The sequence below is a fragment of the Riemerella anatipestifer genome, from assembly GCF_009932355.1.
Taxonomy (GTDB): Bacteria; Bacteroidota; Bacteroidia; order Flavobacteriales; family Weeksellaceae; genus Riemerella; species Riemerella anatipestifer_E.
The window spans coordinates 58,453-79,762 of the sequence record NZ_LEKU01000009.1; the positions used below are offsets into that span (position 1 = coordinate 58,453).

Consider the following 21,310-nt stretch of genomic DNA (forward strand, 5'->3'; position numbering starts at 1 on the left):
ACAGCTATAGTATTGAAACTTTTTTTGTAGTTTTGTAAAAATTAAACTTAAATTTTGACAATAAAATAAAAACATTAGAACTATGGACTACCGTTTGGACGAAATAGACAAAAGTATTTTAGATTATTTAGTACAAAATACTAGAATGCCTTTTACAGAAATAGCAAAAAATCTTAATGTTTCTGCAGGAACTATACATGTAAGAGTAAAAAAAATGGAAGATGCTGGTATCATACTAGGTTCTTCTCTTAAAATAGATTACGAAAAGCTAGACTATACTTTTACCGCATTTATTGGTATTCTGTTAACTAAATCTAACAGAACTCAAGAGGTTCTTAAACAGTTAGAAGAGATACCTAACATTATAGAAACTAGTGTAGTATCTGGTAAATACAACATTTTCTGTAAAATGAAAGCTAAAAACACAGAAGATGCTAAAAATGTTATCTATAGAATAGATGATATTGAAGATGTTACTAGAACAGAAAGTATGATTTCTATGGAAGAGTATCTAAGTGATAAAAACAGACTAATACAAGCTGTTAAAGCTTAATAACTTATTTTTTTGTAAGAAGCCTTTGTTTTTATCAAAGGCTTTTTTTAATTTTACAGAATGGAAGACAGAAACTACTTTAATGATGAGCCTAAAAAAACTAGTAGCTTTTATATAGCTATCGGAATTTTAGCTATATTTACTCTTATGGGGCTAGGTATTGATATAGATGAGTTCTCTCAACACGAAAGTATCAATATACCTACTTGGTATTTTTACCTTATATTCGGGGTAGATTTATTAGCATTAGTTGGGCTTTTCCTTATCGTATTGTTTAGAAAAATAGGTATCTTTTTATTTCCTTTAGCTGTAATAGCCCATTTTATTCTACATCAGTTTTACCTTTCTACCTTCCTATACACAGATGTTACCAATCTATTTTTATATGTAGGATTAGGTCTATTGATGATTATCCCTAAATGGCAATACTTTAAATAATCCATCTAGTTATGTTTTCTAAAGCGTGCGAATATGCCATCAGGTCTGCCATTTGCATTGCCCAAAAAAGGCTAAACAATCAAAGGGTTAATGTAAAAGAAGTTTCAGCGTCTATTGATGCCCCTGTAGCTTTTATTGCCAAAATACTACAACAGCTCTGTAAAGCTAACATCATAGAGTCTGTAAGAGGGCAACAAGGAGGGTTTTCTATTGATACCGAAAGATTAAAAGAAATTAAAATCTACGATATTATTGTCGCCATGGATGGAAGTGGACTTTTTACCAAGTGTGGACTAGGACTAAAAGAATGTTCATCTGTAAATCCTTGCCCTGTACATAACGATTTTAGAGAGGTAAAAAACAAACTAGAACACATTACCAAAAGTTACTCTCTCTACGATTTAGCCTTGAAGACAGAACAAGGTTTGGCTTGGTTAAAAATTTAGATTTTTATCTAGTAGCACCAATGACAAACACAGCTGGAATTTTGTGTAAATCAGGCTTTTCCTTTTTCCAGTTTTTAATTTCTTTTGTTTTAATAAACTCCTCACTAGGGTGAGTAACATTAGCAGCGATACAAAGTTTAGTATTAGGATTTAGAAACTTACACAAATCTTCCAAAAGCTGATTGTTTCTATAAGGTGTTTCCATAAAAATTTGTGTATATCCTGTCTTTTGAACCTGCTGTTCCAAAAACACAATTTGTTTTTTTCTCTCTACCTTATCTATAGGAAGATAGCCATTAAAAGTGAAATTTTGACCATTAAATCCACTTGAAATAAGAGCCAAAATAATAGATGAAGGTCCACTAATAGGTACTACCTGAATATCATTTTGATGAGCCCATTTCACCATAATATTACCAGGGTCGGCAATACATGGCAACCCAGCTTCTGATAAAAGTCCAAAATCCACTCCTTGTTTCATTAAGAGCATTGCTTCCTGCAAATCTTTCTCTTCAGAATGTTTATTGAGTAAAAATAGCTTGAGTTCTGACTGTTTTTTTTCAGGGCAGAAAAACTTAATTACCTTTCTTGCTGTTTTTTCATTCTCTACAAAAAAATAATCAGTCTTTAGGATATAATCTTTTATAATAGGAGCGAAATAGTCTTTAGGACTCTCTTCCGACAAATAGGCAGGTATAAGAAATAACATTACAAACGAGGTTTTAAATTAAGTTCTAAAACTATTCTATCACAAGCTTTATCCAACATATGATACACCTTTTCAAAACCACCTACACCACCATAATAAGGGTCTGGTACTTCGGCATTATTTTCTAGAATAAGTACTAGTTTTTGGCGTTGCTCCTCATTTTCTGCTAAAGCCATAGCATCTTTGTAGTTTTGCTTATCCATACAGTAAATTCGGTCAAAAATTTCAAAATCTTCCTTTACTAAAGGGCGAGACCTATGGGCGTTAATATCAATACCGTGAAAATCTGCCGTTTGTATAGACCTTGGATCAGCCTTAGCTCCTTCGTGATAGCCACTCGTCCCTGCTGAATCTATAAAATATTCTTCTGATATTTTAGCCCTTAGAATACCTTCTGCTAAAGGACTTCTGCATATATTACCTAAACAAAGCATTAAAATTTTCATAACCAATATTTTTACTAAATTGAAAAGGATTACCCTAAAACCACGAACGCTCTAAGATAATCCCTTTTCTAATACTAACCTAAAAAATCAAAATTATTTTCTTATTTTTTCTTTCAGTTCTTTTATATACTTTCGCATCTGTTTGTCCACCTCTGCGGTATTTTTAACCGTATCACAAGCGTACATTACTGTGGTGTGGTCCTTACCTCCCATCTCCTTGCCTATCTTTGCAAAAGTAGCATCTGTAAATTCTTTTGCAAAATACATCGCCAACTGCCTTGGTAAAGCAATATCCCTCTTCCTAGTTTTAGATAAAAGTTGCTCTCTTTTAATACCAAAATAATCGCAAACTACCTCTTGTATGTAAGGAATACTAATGTCTTTCTTTTGATTAGCGGATATTTTGTTAATCGTTTCTTTTAGCAAATCCAAAGTCAAATCGGATTTATAAATAGTAGAATAAGCAATAACCGCATTGATAACTCCAATCAATTCTCTAACATTAGATTGTACCTCGCCCGCTAAAAAATCTATCATATCCTCACTAAGAGCAATACCATCTCTATGGAGTTTATCCACTATAATTTTTCTTCTAGTGTCGTAATCAGGTGATTTAATTTCCGCTGTAAGTCCCCATTTGAAACGAGACACCACCCTTTCCTCAATATCCATAATATCTGCCGGAGCCTTATCCGAAGTAAGGATAATCTGCTTTCCATTTTGGTGCAAATAATCAAAAATATGGAAGAATGAGTCTTGTGTTGCCTTCTTACCAGATAAAAACTGAATATCATCTACAATAAGAACATCTAACATCTTATAGAAGTTAGCAAAGTCCTCTCTGCTATTAGCATTACCTCTGTTAGAGTTAGCCGCCTTTATAAACTGTTGTATAAATTTCTCAGATGATAAATAATGTACAACTTTATCTGGATATGTATTTTTAATTTCTAAACCAATTGCTTGGGCAATATGTGTTTTTCCTACACCTACACCACCGTAGATAAACATTGGGTTAAAAGAAGTTTCTCCAGGTCTTTTAGCGATGATTTTGGCAGCAGAAAAAGCGAATTTATTACTTTCTCCTTCTACAAAGTTATCAAACGAATGTACTGGATTGAGGTTAGACTCTACGCTTATCTTTTTTAAACCAGGTACTACCAAAGGATTTTGTATTTTGCCAGACAAAGACGGTGGCATAATTTCCTGTGGTTTTGGTGCTGGTGTACTCATACCTTTTATATAAGCAGTTGGCTGTTGTACCTGTTGATTTTCTTGAGATTTTTTATCTAACACAGAATACCATAGCTTAACACCTTTACCTATATTTTTTCTAAGAGCTGCCGACAATAATGGCAAGTAGTTTTCTTCTATATATTCTTTATAGAAATCACTAGGGACGCCTATGGTCAAATTATTATTAACTAATGATATTGGTTGTACTCTATCAAACAACAAATGGAATGAGCTACCTAGCTTGCCCATAGCATCTCCTTGCTCCATAGCATTAAGATTATCCTTCATAAATTGTAGGCATCTATCCCAAATAATGAATAAATCTTGCTCCATGTTGTTATTTAATATTATTAGTTAATTTTTGACCTTAATCGGAGGGCAAATATCTGAGTTTTTAATTTCAAAAAAAAGTATTTGCACTCTTGATTTTTTAGAAATATATTTGTATGTATAAATAGAAAAACTTGATATGATACACACAGTACACTCAGTACGAGTAAGATATGGCGAAACCGACCCTATGAAATATGTTTACTACGGAAATTATGCTGAATATTTTGAAGTCGCACGAGTAGAATTATTTCGCAGTATTGGGATTGCTTATGATGAGATAGAAAACAGAGGCATTTGGCTTCCTGTGTCCGAATATCATACCAAGTATTTGAAACCCGCTCGTTATGATGAAGTTTTAGAAATTCATACATTTATTAAAAAACTTCCTGATGGTGTAAGGATTATTTTTGACTATGAAATCTACAACCCTAAAGGAGAAAAAATAACGGAGGCTTCCACCACGCTTTTCTTCCTAAATGCAAAGACAGGGCGAATAATGCCCTGCCCTGATTTTCTATTAGATTTAATGAAACCTTATTTTTAATTATCAAAGATTAAAGTTCAGTGCCACTTTCTATTTCGTAAGGTTCTTTTCCTACTTCAAATATCCTAGTAAGATGAGAGCCTTCTACGGTTATCCTATCTCCTATCCTGCGTATCCAATTACCTTCCCTAAGCCCTACTACTTTAGTATCGTTTTGAGAAAGGAACTCTTTAATTCTTGTTTCTCTAGTTTCGCCATTATGTTTTAAATTAGGGTCTGGATCTAAATAGTGCGGATTGATATTAAACGGAACCAACCCCATACACTCAAAACTAGGTGTGAATACAATCGGCATATCATTAGTATTTTTCATATTAAGTCCACCTATATTGCTTCCTGCACTTGTGCCTAGATAAGGCTTTCCGCTTTGTACTTGCTCTTTCAAGGTAGTCATCAAATCCAGTTCGTGTAAAGTTTTTACAAGTAAAAAAGTGTTTCCGCCACCTGTAAAATATGCTTTTGCATTTTGTATGGCTTCTTTAACATTTTCAAACTCATGGAGTCCTTTTATCTTTATGCCTATACTTTCAAAAAAAGCTCTTGCCGTAGAAGTATATTCCTCGTGAGAAATACCATTTGGACGAGCATAAGGAATAAACAAAACCTCATCTATACCTTGGTAAAGATTTATAATTTCATCTTTTAAATACTCTAAATATTTCCCTCCATATAAGGTAGAGGTAGATGCTAAAATAATATTCATTACAATTATATTTAAGTTTAATAAAGATTTAGTTTCAATAGTTTTTAAGCAAAATCCAACCTTGTTTAGCTTCGTTCCTTTGTGTGGCTGGGTCGTACCATTTTATAACACACCAATAAGTGGCACTAGGTAGTTCTCGTCCTTTCTCTGTACCGTCCCAAACCAAGTTACCACCAGATTCCGCTTTAAAAACAGGTTTCCCATAGCGGTCCATTATAACCATACTTACTTCTTTCATTTTATCTAAATGTTCCACCGTCCAAACATCATTTTTACCGTCTCCGTTAGGCGTTATCACATTAGTAAATTTCAGAAAATAAACGGACAAAGGAGCTCCTAAACATCCTTTTGCTGACCTTACTTGTATGGTGTATTGGCTACCAGCTGGGCTCAAAAGTATATTAGACTGCTGAGGGACTCCGTTAAAAATATAGGTGTAGGGCTGAACGCCTCCTTCGGCAGTAACTTCTATCCTATCATTATCGGTTGTAACATTTACAATTTTAGGTTGATTTTCGTCTGTTATCTTAAATGTTATTGTTGATGAGCAACCCACAGCGTTAACTGCTTCTACCGTATAAACACCCCACTGAACCTCAGAGTAATTTAAATTAAGACTTGTACCTGTTTTGATAGTACCGTCTGGTAGCTCCCATTTAATAGAAGTGAAATCAGATGCGTTGGATACCGAAACAGACACTGGTTCACCATAACACAAATACCTATCTATAATAGGAGCTATTTCAGTTGGGATTTTAACCTTTAAATCAAATTCAAAATCGCTAGGGCATTGTCCTGTTTTTTTAGCAATACCATAAATTCTCTCTCCAAAGGCAATTTGATTTTGATAGTTCTGTGGATTACTTATTAAATTCGTTCTTGCGGCATCTCTATAAAATTCGAGTGTAGCAGCGTTGTCTGACGTAATTTGAGATTTCCAATCATTAAGGTTAAAAGTGGCTATTCCATCAAAGTTAGTATCACATATTTCAAATGTATTGATAGTATGATTAACCGTTACAGATGTATTTTGCACAAATGAAACTTGCTGTAAATCAGACAGACAAGCTGTTTCATTATTTTTAATATAGAATTTCACTACATAAGGCAAAGCACTCCAAGAAAAGTCCGAAGTGAGTGGATTTCCGTTTTCGTCTAAAAATGTGTAGTTGCTAGGATTACTGGTAACCTTTGATTTAAAATCATCTAAAGCGTAGCTACTTTCGGTACAGATTAAAATTTGATTACTTACCGCTTGTGGCTTTATCAGTTCTACTAAATCATAGTCAATTCTATCTAAACACTCCCTATTATTAGTAGTATTAAAAACGAAAATAGCATACGGTCTGCCACGAGTGCTCAGGTTATAGTTTTTCCATTCAGTTTCTGTAAGTCTTTGGTTATTACTATCGTAATATTCTATAACTAAATCTCCATTCCATTGTCCTCTATTTCTAATAAATCGGTCTGTGTTTGTAATTGTTAAATCAAAAACGGAAGACCCACAAGCGGATATTTTTTGCTCTAACAAATTAGTATATATAGATGGTTTACGATAAATTTTTAGTTCTAATGTAGGTACTACAGAAGCTACGCATCCTGTGGCTGTATTCTTTATTTTAATATAAATAGTGCCACTACCTCTATAGTTAAGATTATTAACAGGTTGCGTTAAAGCTGCATCTGTATAAAATGTAGCTTCAATATCTGGGCTATACTCTAATTCTCTTTTAGTTTGGTTAAGGTCAAAATATTCCGTAGAACTGAAACAATGTTCAGGAAAAGGGGTTATAGGCATTACTCTAACTTCGTCCAAAAACTCAAAATTTAGATTTATGATGCTTTCACAACTAAAATTAGGGTGTTTTATTTTTACCATAAGTTGTGTGTTTACTCTAGGATTTACCTCTTGCAAAGCACTGTAAGTATTACCACCATCTACCGAATAAAGGAAGGTATAACCTTGACCTCCGAAATAGACATTTTCAAAATTTTCTCTAAGGTTATAAGTAGTTGCATCAAAACACACTCGCTCCGCTATTGGGGCTTTAGGTAAAGATAGATAACTTAATTTAAAACTTCTAATCTCTGTACAGTTGCTGGAAGACACTTTCATTTGCAATGTTTTTTCCGCTCCTGTAACAATGGTATATTTATAACCATTAGCTTCTGTAGCTACAACATTACCTTGTTCATCTAAAAATACTATTGTATAATCTGTTCCAGCTAGGTAACCTACCTTATCCAAAAGGTTAATTTCTTTTTGATTATTCCCTAAAGCATCACACTCTGTAAAAATCTGATTTTCTAAAAAACCTATAGGTGGTAAATCAGAACTAATGGTTACCGTTATTCTATCCGATTCTTGGCAACCATTGGCTTTAACATAATAATTACCGTTTGTGGTCGCTATAAAAGAATTGCCTGTTGCTACTGCAGAAGATTCCCCTTCTTTATACCATTGGTATGCTATACTTGCAATAGGGTTTTGGACAGAAAGTTTATCCCCCGCAGCACAACCTGTTTGTCTTTCAGAGCTAATATTTGGTTTTAATACTTTTTTAAACTCAACCTCTTGAGAAATGGGATTCCCTATAGGCGTGGTACCGTCTGAAAAGGTGATTTCGGCTTTCAATCTTTCTGTATCATTTACAGGCAGGTAAGTAAAATTTCTATCTGTAGAGCGTTCTACACCATCTACAAACCATTTTGCACTTGGTGTAAGCGTGTGGTTAGGCGTAAACAAATAAGCTGTATTTCCACTTTCAGTCCAGTTGGTATTGTTGTAGTTACGAACAAATTTATGTTTACTTGCATCTGAATTTTGAATTCCTAGAATAGCGTTTTGTCCCAATCTTTTAACTACCCTAACAATAAAAGAATTATCTTCTAACAATAATACTTTAGAGCTAATTGTTCTATTATAGTCAGAATGAAGTTCTATAATATTCTCAAACGAAATTAACAAACCTCTCTTACCATTGTAAGTAGTTTGTAAATAGGTTATTTTATCATAATCGCTAGAGTTATAGTAACCTATATCTGTAAAGCCTAAAAATAAATTGGCTAAACTTAAAGCCCTTGAAGGGTTTGAAGTATCTACCTGATTATAAATAATATTAGGCAACTGACGATTAGCCTCTGTACCATTACCACTATAAACTTTATCTAGATAATTGCTTTGATATAAATTCTCTAAATCAGCATTATCACCAAAAACCAATCTACCATTAGAACCCACAACCAACTTAGTATAGGTTTTGCCATAAAAACTAAAGGGGAAGCCAATATCTATAGCTTTAGAAAAATTACTGTTTCCTGCTCTCCTTTCAAAAGGAACAAAAGTAGAGGGATTAGCTATATTTAAAGTAGTTTCTGTAATGCTATAATCTCCTGTACTTGTGGACTCAGCGTTCAAAGTTAGATTATAAATACTGCCTTCACAATAATGTACCGTCGCTGGCAAAGCTGTATTATCAGCACTATTTATAATTATTTGACTAAAAATAACAGAACTCCAAAGAAGTAAATAGGTAAGTATTAACTTTTTCATCTTACAAATTTGCGAAATTTATAAACAACTCTACTGCCTTGAATACGAAAAAAATAAACAAGTAGCATTTTTAAGAAAAAAACTTTTACATTTGTTCCCTTTTTAATGTTCATCTTTATAAGGTATGAAACAACTATTTAAAACAAAATCATATAACCCTAATGACCTAGGAAGCTCCTTTGTGAGAACCTTAGGGGTTTGGGACATTGTATTCTTTGGGATTGCTGCCATTATAGGAGCCGGTAGCTTTAGTAGTCTAGGCGAAGCTATTTTTAGAGGTGGTCCTGGAGTTATTACACTTTATATCATCTGTGGGGTAGCTTGTGGTTTTACGGCTCTATGTTATGCTGAATTTGCTAGTAGAATCCCTGCCGCTGGCTCTGCCTACACCTATGCCTATGCTAGTTTTGGAGAGCTTATAGCTTGGATAATAGGCTGGGCTCTAATTATGGAATACTCTTTTGGAAATATTTATGTAGCATTTTCTTGGTCAGATTACTTTACTTCCTTTCTTTCTAGAATAGGAATTAATATACCTGATTACCTCACTTGTAGCTACTCCGAAGCTAAAAAAGCCTTCTTCAAAGGGTCTACTCACCCTGCCCTTATTTCAGCTTGGAAAAATGCGCCTGTTATTGGCGGATTAAAACTTATTGTGGATATTCCTGCTCTAGTTATCAATGGGTTAATTACTTGGGTGTGCTATATTGGAATAAAAGAAAGTAAAAACTTTAACAACTTATTGGTAATCTTAAAGCTTGCGGTTGTTATATTAGTGATAGCTGTAGGTGTATTTTACATCAATACAGATAATTGGACTCCTATAAGCAACATTACACACCAGCCTACAATGATGCCTAACGGATTTATTGGAGTGATGAGTGCCGTTTCTGGCGTATTTTTCGCCTATATAGGTTTTGATGCTTTGAGTGTTTTATCCGAAGAAACCAAAGACCCTCAAAAAACTCTTCCAAAAGGTATGATAATAGCCTTAGTGCTTTGCACAGCCATCTATATGGTACTTACACTAGTACTTACAGGTATGGTAGATTATAGAAAATTTGATGGTGTGGGCGACCCACTTTCATTTATTTTTGAACCATCTAACGCCAATGTCGCGTGGATGGAACTTGTAGTTTCTGTTACTGCAATTATTGCGATAACCAGTGTTCTTCTCGTATTTCAAATGGGACAACCTAGAATATGGTACTCTATGAGCCGTGACGGATTGCTTCCTAAAAAATTCCAACAAATACACCCCACAAGAAAAACCCCTTCTTTTGCTACTATCATTACAGGGTTTGTAGTAGGTATTCCTATACTGTTTACGGATAAATCTTTCATCTTAGACTTTACGAGTATCGGTACTATATTTGCCTTTGTTTTGGTGTGTGGTGGCGTTCTACTTTTACCAAGAAAAGAAAAAGTAGAAGGTCGTTTCCAGATGCCTTACATCAACGCTAAATATATTTTCCCAGTTTTATTTATCGGAGGAGTCATTTTATTTTATAACCTTATTCCTGAGTTTTTTAACACTTTAATGGATTGGAACGACCCTGAAGAAGGGGAATTTAGATTAGCTATATTTATTTACCTAATCATCAACTTAGTTTTATCTCTATTAGCTTTTGTTAAAAACTTATCTCTTATCCCACTATTGGGATTAAGCTCTTGCCTTTACCTCCTTACAGGAATGACCCACGAAAACTGGTTCTGGTTTATCGTTTGGTTCGGGATTGGGCTGGTAGTTTACTTTGGATATGGTTATAAAAATAGCAAACTTAGAGTACAACAATAAATCAAAAAAAGATTATATTTGTAAGATGACTAGAAACATTTAATAAAAATGACTTACGAAGAAAGAATAAAACAATCCGAAACACGCACTTTTAAAGTAGTGTTCCCTGATACTACCAACCATCACAAAACCATGTTTGGGGGTACTGTTATGAAAATGATGGACGAGGTTGCCTTTATTACTGCAACTAGATTTTCTAGAAAGACCATTGTAACAGTAAGTTGCGACCAAATTGATTTTAATAAACCAATACCTGCAGATACTTTAGTAGAGCTTGTAGGGAAGGTAAAATCTGTAGGAAACACCAGCTTAAAAGTAAGTGTAGAGGTTTTTATCGAAGAAATGTATGCTAACACAAGAGAAAAAGCAGTATTTGGTGATTTCACTCTCGTTGCTATAGATGAGAACAAAAAACCTGTTAAAATACTTGACTAATCTATCACTAAAAATAGTTTAATTCTTTTTGTTATTAAAATTATCAGATGACAGACAAAATGATGAAGGAAGAATTACTCCATAAAGCTATTAAAATAGCTCAAAATGCCCACCGTGGACAAACCGACAAATACAAGGCTCCTTATATTGGGCATGTGATGAGAGTGATGAATTACGGTAAAACTCTAGACGAAAAAATAGTAGGTGTACTACACGATGTTGTAGAAGACTGCCCAGAATACAGCATAGAATATCTAAAAAAACAAGGCTTCCCAGACGAAATATTATTCGCTATAGAATGTCTTTCTAAGACCAATCCAGAGGAAAGCTATGACGATTTTATTAAACGCATAGAACAGTCGCCACTAGCCATTGCCGTTAAAATAAACGATTTAACCGACAATATGGACTTAAAGAGAGTAAACAAGCCTCTCACAGAGAAAGATTTAAAAAGGTTTAATAAATATCTAAAAGCCTACCATTATCTTATAGAAAAATACTAATCGTAGGTTTTCGCTGAATCTTTAATCAGATGGTTGAGGGTTTTCATCTCGTTGGGTGTCAGCTCTCGCCACTTTCCTATTGGTAAATCTAAGTGGATATTCATAATTCTTATACGCTTTAGTTTCTTCACTTCATATCCTAAGTATTCACACATACGGCGGATTTGTCTGTTTAATCCTTGAGTAAGCACAATCCTAAATTGCATTTTATCCAGCTGCTCCACTTCGCACTTTCTAGTAACTGTGCCTAATATCGGCACTCCTGCTCTCATCTGCTCTAGAAATTTATTGGTAATAGGTTTATCTACCCTTACAATATATTCCTTTTCGTGGTTGTTTCTTGCCCTTAATATTTTATTAACAATATCACCATCCGAAGTCAGCAATATTAAACCCTCACTAGGCTTATCCAGTCTTCCTATTGGAAAAATGCGTTTAGGATATTTGATGTAATCAATAATATTATTCTTCTCTCGTTTAGTATCCGTTGTACAAACAATGCCCACAGGCTTATTAAATGCAATATAAACATGCTCTTCCTTTGGTTCAGCAATAAGTTTTCCATCTACCCTTATTTCGTCTTCGGCACTTACTTTAGTTCCTAATTCTGGTATTTTACCATTGATGGTAATTCTCCCTTGTTCCAATATTTTATCCGCTTCCCTACGAGAACAAAAGCCAACTTCCGATAAATATTTATTGATTCTAACTTTTTCCATTAACTATAAACTTTTATTGCTATAAAATACGATACCATAAGAGAACCCTATAAACCAATTCCCCATACTGTAACCTTCTAAAGACAACTCAAACTTCTGCCCTAAATTGCGATAGAGAGAAGCATCAAACTTACCAACGCTTAATCCCCAATACGCTGTATCATTGGCTGCGGAACGATTAAACTGTTTACCTAATTTCAGTCCAATGTAACCAAAATCATGGTCTTCGGCTTTGGTAACAAAAATATAGGGATTGATGGTGTAATACAATAAATGATAATTATCCGAAACATAGCTATACTTAATCCCTCCCGAAATCGCAAACCAATTAAAAGGTTGTACTCCCAATTCAGAAGCAAAACCGTAAGCAAATTTTTCATCGCTTCGGCTATTATTCAATGTATTATTATTATTATTATTATTATTATTATTATTATTATTTCTTCTAAGAATAGAGGCTAAATCTAACCCTACATTGGCATTTATTCCTGTGAATATCCCCAACTTATCTGACTTTTGTTTTTGGGCAAAACCTCCTAAAAAGATAAATGTAAAACAGAAGACTAAAAATTTACACATTTCTTAAATATCATTAGCAAAACTAAACTCATTCATTAAAAATTTCTCCGAAGCCCGTTCCACAGAAAAATTACCAATTTTAGTTCTTCTCAACTGCGTAAGATAAGCTCCCACGCCTAAAGCCTGACCTATGTCGTGTGCTAAGCTTCGGATATAAGTCCCTTTAGAGCAACCAACACTAAACCTCACAAAAGGCAAATCAATCTCCACATTATCTATAAAGTAAATCGTGGTTTTCCTTTTCTTTAATTCTACTTCCTCTCCTGCTCTAGCAAGATTGTATGCTCTTTCGCCATCTACTTTAATCGCAGAAAATATAGGTGGCGTTTGGTCTATCTCTCCCACAAAGCTATCCAAAGTTTCTAAAATTTGCTCTTTAGTGATAGTACTAATATCTTGTGGTAGTATTTCTGGTTCTTCGGTGTCATAAGAAGCCGTCTGAACTCCAATTTTTATTTCGGCGTGGTACTCTTTTGGAGCGTTTTGTATTTCTGGGATAGTCTTAGTTGCTTTTCCTGTACATACCACCAAAAGCCCTGTGGCTCTAGGGTCTAATGTCCCTGCATGACCAATTTTAATCTTATTTAGCTTAAACTCTCTTTTTAGTTTGAATTTCATCTTATTAACCGCCTGAAAGGAAGTCCAATCCAAAGGTTTATCTACCAAAAATACCTGTCCAGCTTGTATTTCTTCTAATGTCATCGCTTCTATATTCTCTGCCACAAAAATAACAATTAAGTTTTACTCATTAACATCATCATAAGGTTTATTCATAAAATTAACATAGCTTAAAGAAATACTTTTTTGATATTTAATTAAATCAAATGAGAGTTAATTCTGTCGTAATACTTATATTTGCAGAGGAAATTTTAGTCCAAGGTAAATATTGATTTAATTAAAAAGTAAACCTATGAAATATAAAAGAATCCTTCTCAAACTTAGTGGTGAAGCACTTATGGGAAACCTACAATACGGTATAGATAACGACAGACTAAAGGAGTATGCCGCAGAAATTAAAAAGGTGGTAGACCAAGGTTGCGAGGTCGCTATCGTGATAGGAGGAGGTAACATTTTCAGAGGTTTAGCAGGTGCTGCTAAAGGAATGGATAGAGTTCAGGGCGACTATATGGGAATGCTAGCAACCGTTATCAATGGTATGGCTCTACAAGGTGCTTTGGAAGACATCGGCATTAAAACAAGACTACAATCTGCCATTGAAATGGATAAGGTAGCTGAGCCTTTTATTAAAAGAAGGGCAACTAGACACTTAGAAAAAGGGCGAGTAGTCATCTTTGGAGCTGGTACAGGCAACCCTTACTTTACTACGGATACTGCTGCTACGCTAAGAGCCATAGAAATAGGGGCTGATGTTATCCTTAAAGGTACTCGTGTAGATGGCATCTACGACAGCGACCCTGAAAAGAATAAAGATGCTGTGAAATTCAATAGCCTTTCGTTTGATGAAGTTTATGAAAAGAATTTAAAGGTAATGGATATGACTGCCTTTACTCTTAGCCAAGAGAACAAACTTCCTATCATTGTTTTTGATATGAATAAGGAAGGTAACCTTCTAAAGGTAGTTCAGGGCGAAGAAGTAGGAACTGTGGTAAGAAACTAAGAATTTTATATAATTAAAAAATAATCATTAAATAAAATGGAAGAAATACAGTTGATATTAGACAATGCTCGTCAGGAAATGGACGCTGCGATTAAACACTTAGAACACGCTTTCTTAAAGATTAGAGCGGGGCGTGCTTCTACGGCTATGGTACAAGATGTAATGGTGGAATACTATGGTAGCCCTACTCCTCTTAACCAAGTTGCGAATGTTTCTATCCCTGATGCAATGACTATTGCTATCCAACCTTGGGACAGGTCGGCTATTAAGGATGTAGAGAAAGGGATTATTAACTCTAACTTAGGATTTGCTCCGTCTAACAATGGAGATACTATTATCCTAAATGTACCTCCACTAACTGAAGAGAGAAGAAAAGACCTTGCAAAGCAAGCTAAAGCGGAAGCGGAACAGACTAAAGTAACTGTAAGAAATGCAAGACAAGATGCGATGAAAGACCTTAAGAAGCTAGATGGGGTATCCGAAGATATTATTAAAGATACCGAAAACGAGGTTCAGCAACTTACAGATAAGTACATTAGTATGATAGACGACCACTACAAACACAAAGAAGTGGATATTATGAAGATATAAAAACTAAAGCTACCTTTTTAGGTAGCTTATTTTTTCAAATGTTACTGTATATCATCTCTTTTCTTCAAAAGATTGATTAGTCTATAATAAGTTAAACTCAATCCTATCTAAACTTCCTAAATAATTATGGAATTTAAAATATCTACCATCGAAGAGTGGCAAGAAGTTATCCATCAAATTTTGCCCCAACTAAAGCACCCTATCCTTTTATTAAAGGGAAACTTAGGTGTTGGTAAGACCTCTTTTACTCAATTTTTATTGAAGACTCTTGGCAGTACAGACGAGGTTTCCTCCCCTACTTACGCCATTGTAAATGAGTATGCTTGCCCGAAAGGCAACATTTATCACTTTGATTTATACCGAATGAAATCCATTGATGAGGCATTTGACATCGGTATCGAAGAATATCTAGAAACAGGTTTCTTATCTATCATTGAATGGCCAGAAATTTATGAGCCTGAACTTGAAGGAATCCCCTATCACGAAATGAAGATAGAAAATATAGAAGGAGAAAGGCATATTGTGTTTAAATGATTCTTATATTTGCTTATATTTTCACTTACTGAATAACCCCTAATAACTATGAGTAGCACTATATTTACTCCGTTTAAAGAAGAGCAGCTTCTACCAAAAGAAGAAAGATTAGAAATTATAAAAAAAGGACAAAGACTTTTTATAGGTGTTCCTAAAGAGACTTGCCTAAACGAGAAAAGACTCTGCCTAACTCCTGATGCAGTACAAGTTCTCACACAGAGTGGTCACCAAGTAGTCGTAGAAAGTGGAGCAGGAAAAGGTTCATTTTTTACAGATTTACAATACTCCGAAGCTGGAGCTATCATCACTAACGCCCCTAAAGAAGCTTTTGGACAGCAGCTTATACTAAAGATAAACCCACCTACAGAAGAAGAGATTGATTATTTAAAGCCATCATCTTTTTTAATTTCAGCGTTGCAAGTTAATCTTCAGACGCCTCATTATTTTAAAAAATTAGCCGAAAGAAAAATCACTGCTATTGCTTTTGAATTTATTAAAGATGAATACCAGCAGTTAGCATTAGTAAGATTGATTGGAGAAATTGCAGGTAATGTTTCTATCCTTTATGCTTCAGAACTTTTGGCACAGTCTAACGGCTTAATGCTTGGTGGTATTACAGGTGTAAGACCTACCGAAGTAGTGGTTTTAGGGGCAGGTATTGTGGGCGAGTTTGCCACAAAAACAGCTATTGGTCTAGGTGCTAATGTTAGGGTTTTTGATAATTCTTTAGCCAAATTAAGAAGATTACATAATTTTATAAACAATAGGGTTTCTACCTCAATTATAGATCCTAAAGAACTAACGAAAAGCCTCAGAAGAGCCGATATTGTAATAGGTGCTTTGCAAAGACACAATCTTCCTCCTGTTGTAACGGAAGAGATGGTACAGCTCATGAAAAAAGGCAGCGTAATTATTGACCTTACTATTGATTACGGAAAGTCTATTGAAACGGCAGAACTTACCACCCAAGAAAATCCTACAATTATAAAACACGAGGTGGTTCACTCTGGAATTCCAAATCTGACTTCTAAAACGCCTAGAACAACAACTAAAGCTATTAGTAACTTCTTCCTAAGTTACCTATTACAATCTGACCACGAAGGAGGATTAGAAACTATGCTTCTAAAAAATACCAGCAGCAAAGATTCTATATACATGTACAAAGGCAGACATACAAAGAAAATTATTTGTGAAAAATTTGGATTAAACTATCACGATATAAATTTATTAACCTTCTAATGAGAAAACTCAAATTTTATTTAATAGGTCTTATCCCAGGGTTCATTATTGTATTTTTTGTTCTTAATCAGAAAGGAGTTAGTTGCAGTGGCTACCTTCCTAATAGCCGTGTAATAGCAGAAACACTATCTAAAGAATTCAGCTATTCCGAGGAGTTTAAAACACAGATGCAAAGCCTAAACATTACTGAAAGTTTTTTAAAAGATAGCCTTATTACCCACGGTGAAATAGATTTCCAAAAGAGTAATGCTCAAAAAAAGCCTTGTCCTTCTTACCTGTTATACTATCCAAAGAAAAATCCGATGTACGAAATCAGCTTTGAAAAATGTGAGAAAGAAGCTCGTTTCTTTAACCTTAAATCTCTTAAATAATGGTTGTAGGACTAATTGGCGTTGGACTAATTGGTGGGTCAATGGCTCTAAAGCTGAAAAGTAAAAATACCTTGATAAAAATATGTGGTACAGATAACTCCACAAACCACCTCAATGAAGCCTTAGCATTAGGCATCATAGATGAAGCTGATGGTTTAGAGAATACGGTAAAAAAATCTGACCTCATTATTATAGCAATTCCTGTAGATGCCACCCAAAAGGTACTGCCTAAAGTATTAGATTTACTAGACCAACACCAAACTGTGATGGATACTGGTTCTACAAAGTTAGGGATTGTAAATGCTATCAAAAATCATAAAAATAGAAATCGTTTCGTAGCTTCGCACCCTATGTGGGGAACAGAAAATAGTGGACCTCAATCTGCTCAACTAGAGTCTTTTTCTGGCAGAGTAGCCGTTCTTTGCGATATAGAAGATTCTGCAAAAGATGCCGTGGAGAAAGTGTCCGAAGTTTATCAACTTCTGGAAATGAACCTCATAGAAATGACTTCCGAACAGCACGATATACACACCGCTTATATCTCTCACATTTCACACATTACCTCTTATGCTCTAGCCAATACGGTTTTAGAAAAAGAGAAGGAAGAAGATACTATTTTCCAACTCGCAAGTTCGGGGTTTTCTAGCACGGTAAGGTTAGCAAAATCTCACCCCGAAATGTGGGTTCCCATCTTTAAACAAAATAAAGAGAATGTACTAGATGTACTCAACGAGCATATTTCTCAGTTAAGAAAATTTAAAGCCGCACTAGAGAAAGAAAACTATGATTTTCTAGAAGAACTCATCAAAAATGCTAACAGAATAAGAGGTATTTTGAAATAAAAATTAAGTATTTAATTAACCATTACGATGATTATCAATTTTAAACTTCTCTATATATTTTCCTTTATCATCAGTACTTTAGGTATTATGGCTTTCTTTGGTGATTTTGGTTTTCACCAATCCGAAGACTCTAGAATAATGTTTGATGGCTACTACCACTTTGCTATTGCCATAGGACTTATCTCTACCGCTGCCAGATACTATGAGAAAAGGATTCCTGTTAATCGTAAAGCTTTTATTTTTGATTTAGCTACGGTGATATTTACGGTGGTTATTTTCTACTTTCATTTTTTAAGTCCGTTATATGGCAGCCTAGACCGTTTTTTTGAAAGCAGATATTGGGTTATTGTAGCGGTGGTATTTACTTTTATAAGAGAGTTTTCGGATTTGAAAATCAATTTTAAAAGAACGGTGCTCAACCCAGCCCAATTATTCATCAGTAGTTTTATTGTGATTATACTAATGGGGGCTTTTCTACTCACGCTCCCCAAAGCTACCACACACGGAATTTCGTTTTTAGATGCTTTGTTTACCTCTACTAGTGCGGTTTGTGTTACGGGCTTATCGGTACTGAATACGGGTAGTGATTTTACAACTTTTGGGAAACTTATCATTATTATTTTAATTCAGATTGGAGGTTTAGGGATTTTAACTTTCGCAAGTTATTTTAGCTACTTTTTCAAAGGTGGCACTTCTTACGAAAACCAATTGGCTCTAAGCGATATGACGAGTTCAAAAAAACTCGGCGATGTATTCTCTACCCTAAAAAACATTATTCTTATTACTTTTGGGATAGAACTTTTCTCTGGAATTTTGATATATACCAGCGTAAACTCCACTCTGTTCACCTCGGAATTTCAGCACATCTTTTTTTCTATTTTCCATTCTGTATCTGCCTTTTGTAATGCAGGGTTTTCTACTCTAGATGCTAATCTTTATGATAGTGCTTACAAATACAACTATTATCTACATTTAGTTGTTATTTTCACTTTTGTTTTCGGAGGTTTAGGCTTCCCTATCGTAGTGAATATCATCAATTATATTAAATACAAAATCGCCCATATAAGCCCATTCTCCGAACAAAAAAGAAGATACAGACCTTGGGTATTAACCTTAGATAGCCGCATTACTTTGGTAACCACCGTATCTCTCACGATAGTTGGCACTATTATTTTTTACATTTTAGAATATCACAACACTTTAGCAGAACACGAAGGTTTTGGAAAGTTTGTAACTGCTTTATTTGGTGCTACTACGCCTAGAACGGCTGGGTTTAACACCATTAACAACGCTTCTATGTCCTTCCCTACCATTATGGTTATATTTTTACTTATGTGGGTAGGAGCTTCGCCACAATCTACCGGTGGTGGTATTAAAACGAATACTTTTGCCATAGCGTTCCTCAATGTGTTAAGCCTTGCCAAAGGCAAATCTAAAGTAGAAATTTTCCGAAGAGAAATCGCTGATATTTCTATACGAAGAGCCTTTGCTATTATGACTTTATCTCTTATGGCAATAGGGTTGGGCGTGATGCTCATTACTTTTTTTGACCCAGACAAAAACCTTCTAGATATTTCTTTTGAATGTTTCTCTGCTTATAGTACCGTAGGACTAAGCTTAGGCATTACCGCCTCTCTAAGTGAAGCCTCTAAAATGGTACTCATAGGCATTATGTTTGTGGGGCGTATCAGTATGTTATCATTAGCTATTGCTATCGTTAAAAAATCTAAGTATAAAAATTATAGCTATCCAAAAGAAGAAATAACCATAAATTAAAAACGAAATGAAATATATTATAGTAGGATTAGGAAACTTTGGAGCTTCTTTAGCCCAAAAACTAACGGCTCAAGGCAACGAAGTTATCGGGATAGATAATAGTGCCGCCAAAGTAGATGCCTATAAAGAAAAAATATCGCATACCATCTGTATGGATTCTACCGATGAATTTACCGTTTCGGGGCTTCCCATCAAAGAAACCGATATTTTCGTGGTTGCCATTGGCGAAGACCAAGGCGCTAATGTAATGACCACCGCTCTACTTAAAAACTTACAAGTGAAACGACTCATCAGCCGTGCCATCAATCCTCTGCACGAAAAAGTATTACAAGCCATCGGCGTTGATGAAATAGTACACCCTGAAGAAGAAACAGCAGAAAGATGGGCGAAAAAATTATGCCTAAGCAATATTGTAGATTCTTTTGAACTGAACCAAGAATACAGTATCATAGAAGCTAAAGTACCAGAGGAATACATTGGAAAGACTATTCGTGAAATAGATTTCCGCCAAAAATACAACTTAGTTGTACTCACTATTATAAGAAAAATAGAAGTTAAAAGTCTTTTAGGCAAAACCAAAACAGAAAACAAAGTACTAGGTGTGGCAGCTACAGATACTCTACTAGAAACTAATGATATACTAGTAATTTATGGTTCTAACAAAGATTTAAAAGGTTTTTTAAAACAGAAAATGGATTAAAAAATGAAACTTGGTAGAGATTTAATCAAACGAATTAAAGCCGCTCCTCTAGAAGGAGAAAATGCTCATAAAATTTATGCTCCTCCCCAAAGACCTCTCTACTCCTATGACGAAATAATGGTTAAAAAACCAAAGTTAGCTGCTGTTAACATTTTACTTTATCTCAAAAATAACCAATGGCATATCCCACTTATGGTAAGAACAGCTAATGTTAATGACAAACATAGTGGACAAATCTCTTTACCTGGTGGAAAAAAAGAAGTTTCTGATGAAACATTTGCCCACACCGCTCTGCGTGAAACTACAGAGGAACTAGGCATTATTCGTCCTTACTTGAGGTTGATACGAAGTTTAAGTCCGTTGTATATTCCGCCTAGTAATTTTTATGTTCATACTTATGTTTCGTATACTAAAAAAAATCCAAAATTCACTCTACAAGAATCTGAAGCCCAAGAGCTGATAGAACTACCTCTATCCTTACTTTTAGACCTACCAAAACAACCCTCTAAAATTTTATTTGACAAACATATAGAAGTCCCTGTGATACAATATAAAAACTATAATATCTGGGGAGCCACCTCTATGATTTTGTACGAGTTTAGCCAGTTGTTAAAAAATATGTAAATTTGCACGCTAAACACAGG

Annotated in this window: 24 protein-coding genes; 16 read left to right on the top strand and 8 right to left on the bottom strand. The window is 34.7% G+C overall.

All coding sequences use genetic code 11. From position 1 onward, the window contains the following. Window positions 1–82 precede the first annotated feature (82 nt). The 3 genes from GXW81_RS03830 to GXW81_RS03840 are packed head-to-tail and all read left to right on the top strand — an operon-like array spanning window position 83 to window position 1,437. Window positions 83–553 (top strand): Lrp/AsnC family transcriptional regulator, encoded by a 471-nt coding sequence (locus tag GXW81_RS03830; RefSeq protein WP_064970791.1) that lies wholly within the window; start codon window positions 83–85, stop codon window positions 551–553. Window positions 554–613: 60 nt separating this feature from the next. Further along, window positions 614–991: a hypothetical protein gene (locus tag GXW81_RS03835; RefSeq protein WP_161531260.1), complete on the top strand. Its 378-nt coding sequence runs from the start codon at window positions 614–616 to the stop codon at window positions 989–991. Between the two features lie 11 nt (window positions 992–1,002). Then, the gene (locus GXW81_RS03840) at window positions 1,003–1,437 is read left to right on the top strand and encodes an Rrf2 family transcriptional regulator (protein WP_161531261.1); all 435 of its coding nucleotides are present in this window, start codon (window positions 1,003–1,005) and stop codon (window positions 1,435–1,437) included. A 4-nt stretch (window positions 1,438–1,441) separates the two neighbouring features. Here GXW81_RS03840 and GXW81_RS03845 read toward each other — a convergent pair whose 3' ends face one another. The 3 genes from GXW81_RS03845 to dnaA all read right to left on the bottom strand — a co-directional run bounded on the left by GXW81_RS03845 (window position 1,442) and on the right by dnaA (window position 4,161). Then, window positions 1,442–2,146 carry an SAM-dependent methyltransferase gene (locus tag GXW81_RS03845; RefSeq protein WP_161531262.1) on the bottom strand — a complete coding sequence of 235 codons (705 nt, stop codon included), beginning with the start codon at window positions 2,144–2,146 and terminating at the stop codon, window positions 1,442–1,444. Continuing rightward, complete coding sequence (locus GXW81_RS03850) at window positions 2,146–2,592, bottom strand: low molecular weight protein-tyrosine-phosphatase (RefSeq protein WP_154136828.1); 447 nt, start codon at window positions 2,590–2,592, stop codon at window positions 2,146–2,148. Before GXW81_RS03850 ends, GXW81_RS03845 begins: the two co-directional genes overlap by 1 nt. Window positions 2,593–2,685: 93 nt before the next feature. Further along, window positions 2,686–4,161 (bottom strand): chromosomal replication initiator protein DnaA, encoded by a 1,476-nt coding sequence (gene dnaA, locus GXW81_RS03855; protein ID WP_154136827.1) that lies wholly within the window; start codon window positions 4,159–4,161, stop codon window positions 2,686–2,688. A 136-nt stretch (window positions 4,162–4,297) separates the two neighbouring features. On the opposite strand from dnaA, the gene GXW81_RS03860 reads away from it, so the two are divergent. Further along, window positions 4,298–4,705 (top strand): thioesterase family protein, encoded by a 408-nt coding sequence (locus tag GXW81_RS03860; protein ID WP_154136826.1) that lies wholly within the window; start codon window positions 4,298–4,300, stop codon window positions 4,703–4,705. Between the two features lie 10 nt (window positions 4,706–4,715). Here the strand turns inward: GXW81_RS03860 and pepE are convergent, their stop codons facing one another. After that, on the bottom strand, window positions 4,716–5,408 hold the full coding sequence (gene pepE / locus GXW81_RS03865; protein ID WP_161531263.1) for a dipeptidase PepE: 693 nt from the start codon (window positions 5,406–5,408) through the stop codon (window positions 4,716–4,718). 34 nt (window positions 5,409–5,442) lie between these two features. Continuing rightward, window positions 5,443–8,961 carry a T9SS type B sorting domain-containing protein gene (locus GXW81_RS03870; protein WP_161531264.1) on the bottom strand — a complete coding sequence of 1,173 codons (3,519 nt, stop codon included), beginning with the start codon at window positions 8,959–8,961 and terminating at the stop codon, window positions 5,443–5,445. A gap of 124 nt (window positions 8,962–9,085) precedes the next feature. On the opposite strand from GXW81_RS03870, the gene GXW81_RS03875 reads away from it, so the two are divergent. From GXW81_RS03875 to GXW81_RS03885, 3 genes are read left to right on the top strand one after another with little or no spacing between them, the layout of a single operon-like run. Continuing rightward, complete coding sequence (locus tag GXW81_RS03875) at window positions 9,086–10,759, top strand: APC family permease (protein WP_161531265.1); 1,674 nt, start codon at window positions 9,086–9,088, stop codon at window positions 10,757–10,759. 48 nt (window positions 10,760–10,807) lie between these two features. Continuing rightward, entirely contained in the window at window positions 10,808–11,194 is a 387-nt protein-coding gene (locus tag GXW81_RS03880) for an acyl-CoA thioesterase (protein WP_154468478.1), read from the top strand. A 47-nt stretch (window positions 11,195–11,241) separates the two neighbouring features. Continuing rightward, entirely contained in the window at window positions 11,242–11,697 is a 456-nt protein-coding gene (locus tag GXW81_RS03885) for a phosphohydrolase (protein WP_064970448.1), read from the top strand. Here the strand turns inward: GXW81_RS03885 and rluF are convergent. Genes rluF through truB form a run of 3 tightly spaced genes read right to left on the bottom strand, consistent with a single transcriptional unit; the run spans window position 11,694 to window position 13,697 of the window. Next, a complete protein-coding gene (gene rluF, locus GXW81_RS03890) occupies window positions 11,694–12,416 on the bottom strand; it encodes a 23S rRNA pseudouridine(2604) synthase RluF (RefSeq protein ID WP_161531266.1) in 723 nt (240 codons plus the stop codon). The two genes, GXW81_RS03885 and rluF, sit on opposite strands and share 4 nt — an antisense overlap. Before the next feature lie 3 nt (window positions 12,417–12,419). After that, window positions 12,420–12,995: a hypothetical protein gene (locus GXW81_RS03895; RefSeq protein ID WP_161531267.1), complete on the bottom strand. Its 576-nt coding sequence runs from the start codon at window positions 12,993–12,995 to the stop codon at window positions 12,420–12,422. Window positions 12,996–12,998: 3 nt separating this feature from the next. Further along, entirely contained in the window at window positions 12,999–13,697 is a 699-nt protein-coding gene (truB, locus tag GXW81_RS03900; protein ID WP_161531346.1) for a tRNA pseudouridine(55) synthase TruB, read from the bottom strand. A gap of 208 nt (window positions 13,698–13,905) precedes the next feature. Between truB and pyrH the strand changes: the two genes are divergently transcribed. The 9 genes from pyrH (at window position 13,906) to GXW81_RS03945 (ending at window position 21,290) form a co-directional block, all read left to right on the top strand. Next, a complete protein-coding gene (gene pyrH, locus GXW81_RS03905; RefSeq protein ID WP_064970444.1) occupies window positions 13,906–14,613 on the top strand; it encodes a UMP kinase in 708 nt (235 codons plus the stop codon). A gap of 36 nt (window positions 14,614–14,649) precedes the next feature. Then, the gene (frr, locus tag GXW81_RS03910; protein ID WP_161531268.1) at window positions 14,650–15,204 is read left to right on the top strand and encodes a ribosome recycling factor; all 555 of its coding nucleotides are present in this window, start codon (window positions 14,650–14,652) and stop codon (window positions 15,202–15,204) included. A gap of 126 nt (window positions 15,205–15,330) precedes the next feature. Further along, window positions 15,331–15,738, top strand: a complete 408-nt coding sequence (tsaE, locus tag GXW81_RS03915) for a tRNA (adenosine(37)-N6)-threonylcarbamoyltransferase complex ATPase subunit type 1 TsaE (RefSeq protein WP_038693267.1) — start codon at window positions 15,331–15,333, stop codon at window positions 15,736–15,738. A 48-nt stretch (window positions 15,739–15,786) separates the two neighbouring features. Next, complete coding sequence (locus GXW81_RS03920) at window positions 15,787–16,977, top strand: alanine dehydrogenase (protein ID WP_161531269.1); 1,191 nt, start codon at window positions 15,787–15,789, stop codon at window positions 16,975–16,977. Next, window positions 16,977–17,348: a DUF4258 domain-containing protein gene (locus tag GXW81_RS03925; RefSeq protein ID WP_154136817.1), complete on the top strand. Its 372-nt coding sequence runs from the start codon at window positions 16,977–16,979 to the stop codon at window positions 17,346–17,348. Before GXW81_RS03920 ends, GXW81_RS03925 begins: the two co-directional genes overlap by 1 nt. Further along, the gene (locus tag GXW81_RS03930) at window positions 17,348–18,190 is read left to right on the top strand and encodes a prephenate dehydrogenase (RefSeq protein ID WP_161531270.1); all 843 of its coding nucleotides are present in this window, start codon (window positions 17,348–17,350) and stop codon (window positions 18,188–18,190) included. Before GXW81_RS03925 ends, GXW81_RS03930 begins: the two co-directional genes overlap by 1 nt. Window positions 18,191–18,217: 27 nt before the next feature. Next, window positions 18,218–19,966, top strand: a complete 1,749-nt coding sequence (locus tag GXW81_RS03935) for a TrkH family potassium uptake protein (protein WP_161531271.1) — start codon at window positions 18,218–18,220, stop codon at window positions 19,964–19,966. A gap of 7 nt (window positions 19,967–19,973) precedes the next feature. Continuing rightward, window positions 19,974–20,666 carry a TrkA family potassium uptake protein gene (locus tag GXW81_RS03940; protein ID WP_161531272.1) on the top strand — a complete coding sequence of 231 codons (693 nt, stop codon included), beginning with the start codon at window positions 19,974–19,976 and terminating at the stop codon, window positions 20,664–20,666. A gap of 3 nt (window positions 20,667–20,669) precedes the next feature. Further along, window positions 20,670–21,290, top strand: a complete 621-nt coding sequence (locus GXW81_RS03945; protein WP_153935322.1) for a CoA pyrophosphatase — start codon at window positions 20,670–20,672, stop codon at window positions 21,288–21,290. Window positions 21,291–21,310: the final 20 nt, after the last annotated feature.

What these genes read in the sequence shown, in the direction of transcription:
- GXW81_RS03830 (WP_064970791.1), top strand. Translation starts at nt 83, where the DNA reads ATGGACTACCGTTTGGACGAAATAGACAAAAGTATTTTAGATTATTTA.
- GXW81_RS03835 (WP_161531260.1), top strand. Translation starts at nt 614, where the DNA reads ATGGAAGACAGAAACTACTTTAATGATGAGCCTAAAAAAACTAGTAGC.
- GXW81_RS03840 (WP_161531261.1), top strand. Translation starts at nt 1,003, where the DNA reads ATGTTTTCTAAAGCGTGCGAATATGCCATCAGGTCTGCCATTTGCATT.
- GXW81_RS03845 (WP_161531262.1), bottom strand. Translation starts at nt 2,146, where the DNA reads ATGTTATTTCTTATACCTGCCTATTTGTCGGAAGAGAGTCCTAAAGAC.
- GXW81_RS03850 (WP_154136828.1), bottom strand. Translation starts at nt 2,592, where the DNA reads ATGAAAATTTTAATGCTTTGTTTAGGTAATATATGCAGAAGTCCTTTA.
- dnaA (WP_154136827.1), bottom strand. Translation starts at nt 4,161, where the DNA reads ATGGAGCAAGATTTATTCATTATTTGGGATAGATGCCTACAATTTATG.
- GXW81_RS03860 (WP_154136826.1), top strand. Translation starts at nt 4,298, where the DNA reads ATGATACACACAGTACACTCAGTACGAGTAAGATATGGCGAAACCGAC.
- pepE (WP_161531263.1), bottom strand. Translation starts at nt 5,408, where the DNA reads ATGAATATTATTTTAGCATCTACCTCTACCTTATATGGAGGGAAATAT.
- GXW81_RS03870 (WP_161531264.1), bottom strand. Translation starts at nt 8,961, where the DNA reads ATGAAAAAGTTAATACTTACCTATTTACTTCTTTGGAGTTCTGTTATT.
- GXW81_RS03875 (WP_161531265.1), top strand. Translation starts at nt 9,086, where the DNA reads ATGAAACAACTATTTAAAACAAAATCATATAACCCTAATGACCTAGGA.
- GXW81_RS03880 (WP_154468478.1), top strand. Translation starts at nt 10,808, where the DNA reads ATGACTTACGAAGAAAGAATAAAACAATCCGAAACACGCACTTTTAAA.
- GXW81_RS03885 (WP_064970448.1), top strand. Translation starts at nt 11,242, where the DNA reads ATGACAGACAAAATGATGAAGGAAGAATTACTCCATAAAGCTATTAAA.
- rluF (WP_161531266.1), bottom strand. Translation starts at nt 12,416, where the DNA reads ATGGAAAAAGTTAGAATCAATAAATATTTATCGGAAGTTGGCTTTTGT.
- GXW81_RS03895 (WP_161531267.1), bottom strand. Translation starts at nt 12,995, where the DNA reads ATGTGTAAATTTTTAGTCTTCTGTTTTACATTTATCTTTTTAGGAGGT.
- truB (WP_161531346.1), bottom strand. Translation starts at nt 13,697, where the DNA reads ATGACATTAGAAGAAATACAAGCTGGACAGGTATTTTTGGTAGATAAA.
- pyrH (WP_064970444.1), top strand. Translation starts at nt 13,906, where the DNA reads ATGAAATATAAAAGAATCCTTCTCAAACTTAGTGGTGAAGCACTTATG.
- frr (WP_161531268.1), top strand. Translation starts at nt 14,650, where the DNA reads ATGGAAGAAATACAGTTGATATTAGACAATGCTCGTCAGGAAATGGAC.
- tsaE (WP_038693267.1), top strand. Translation starts at nt 15,331, where the DNA reads ATGGAATTTAAAATATCTACCATCGAAGAGTGGCAAGAAGTTATCCAT.
- GXW81_RS03920 (WP_161531269.1), top strand. Translation starts at nt 15,787, where the DNA reads ATGAGTAGCACTATATTTACTCCGTTTAAAGAAGAGCAGCTTCTACCA.
- GXW81_RS03925 (WP_154136817.1), top strand. Translation starts at nt 16,977, where the DNA reads ATGAGAAAACTCAAATTTTATTTAATAGGTCTTATCCCAGGGTTCATT.
- GXW81_RS03930 (WP_161531270.1), top strand. Translation starts at nt 17,348, where the DNA reads ATGGTTGTAGGACTAATTGGCGTTGGACTAATTGGTGGGTCAATGGCT.
- GXW81_RS03935 (WP_161531271.1), top strand. Translation starts at nt 18,218, where the DNA reads ATGATTATCAATTTTAAACTTCTCTATATATTTTCCTTTATCATCAGT.
- GXW81_RS03940 (WP_161531272.1), top strand. Translation starts at nt 19,974, where the DNA reads ATGAAATATATTATAGTAGGATTAGGAAACTTTGGAGCTTCTTTAGCC.
- GXW81_RS03945 (WP_153935322.1), top strand. Translation starts at nt 20,670, where the DNA reads ATGAAACTTGGTAGAGATTTAATCAAACGAATTAAAGCCGCTCCTCTA.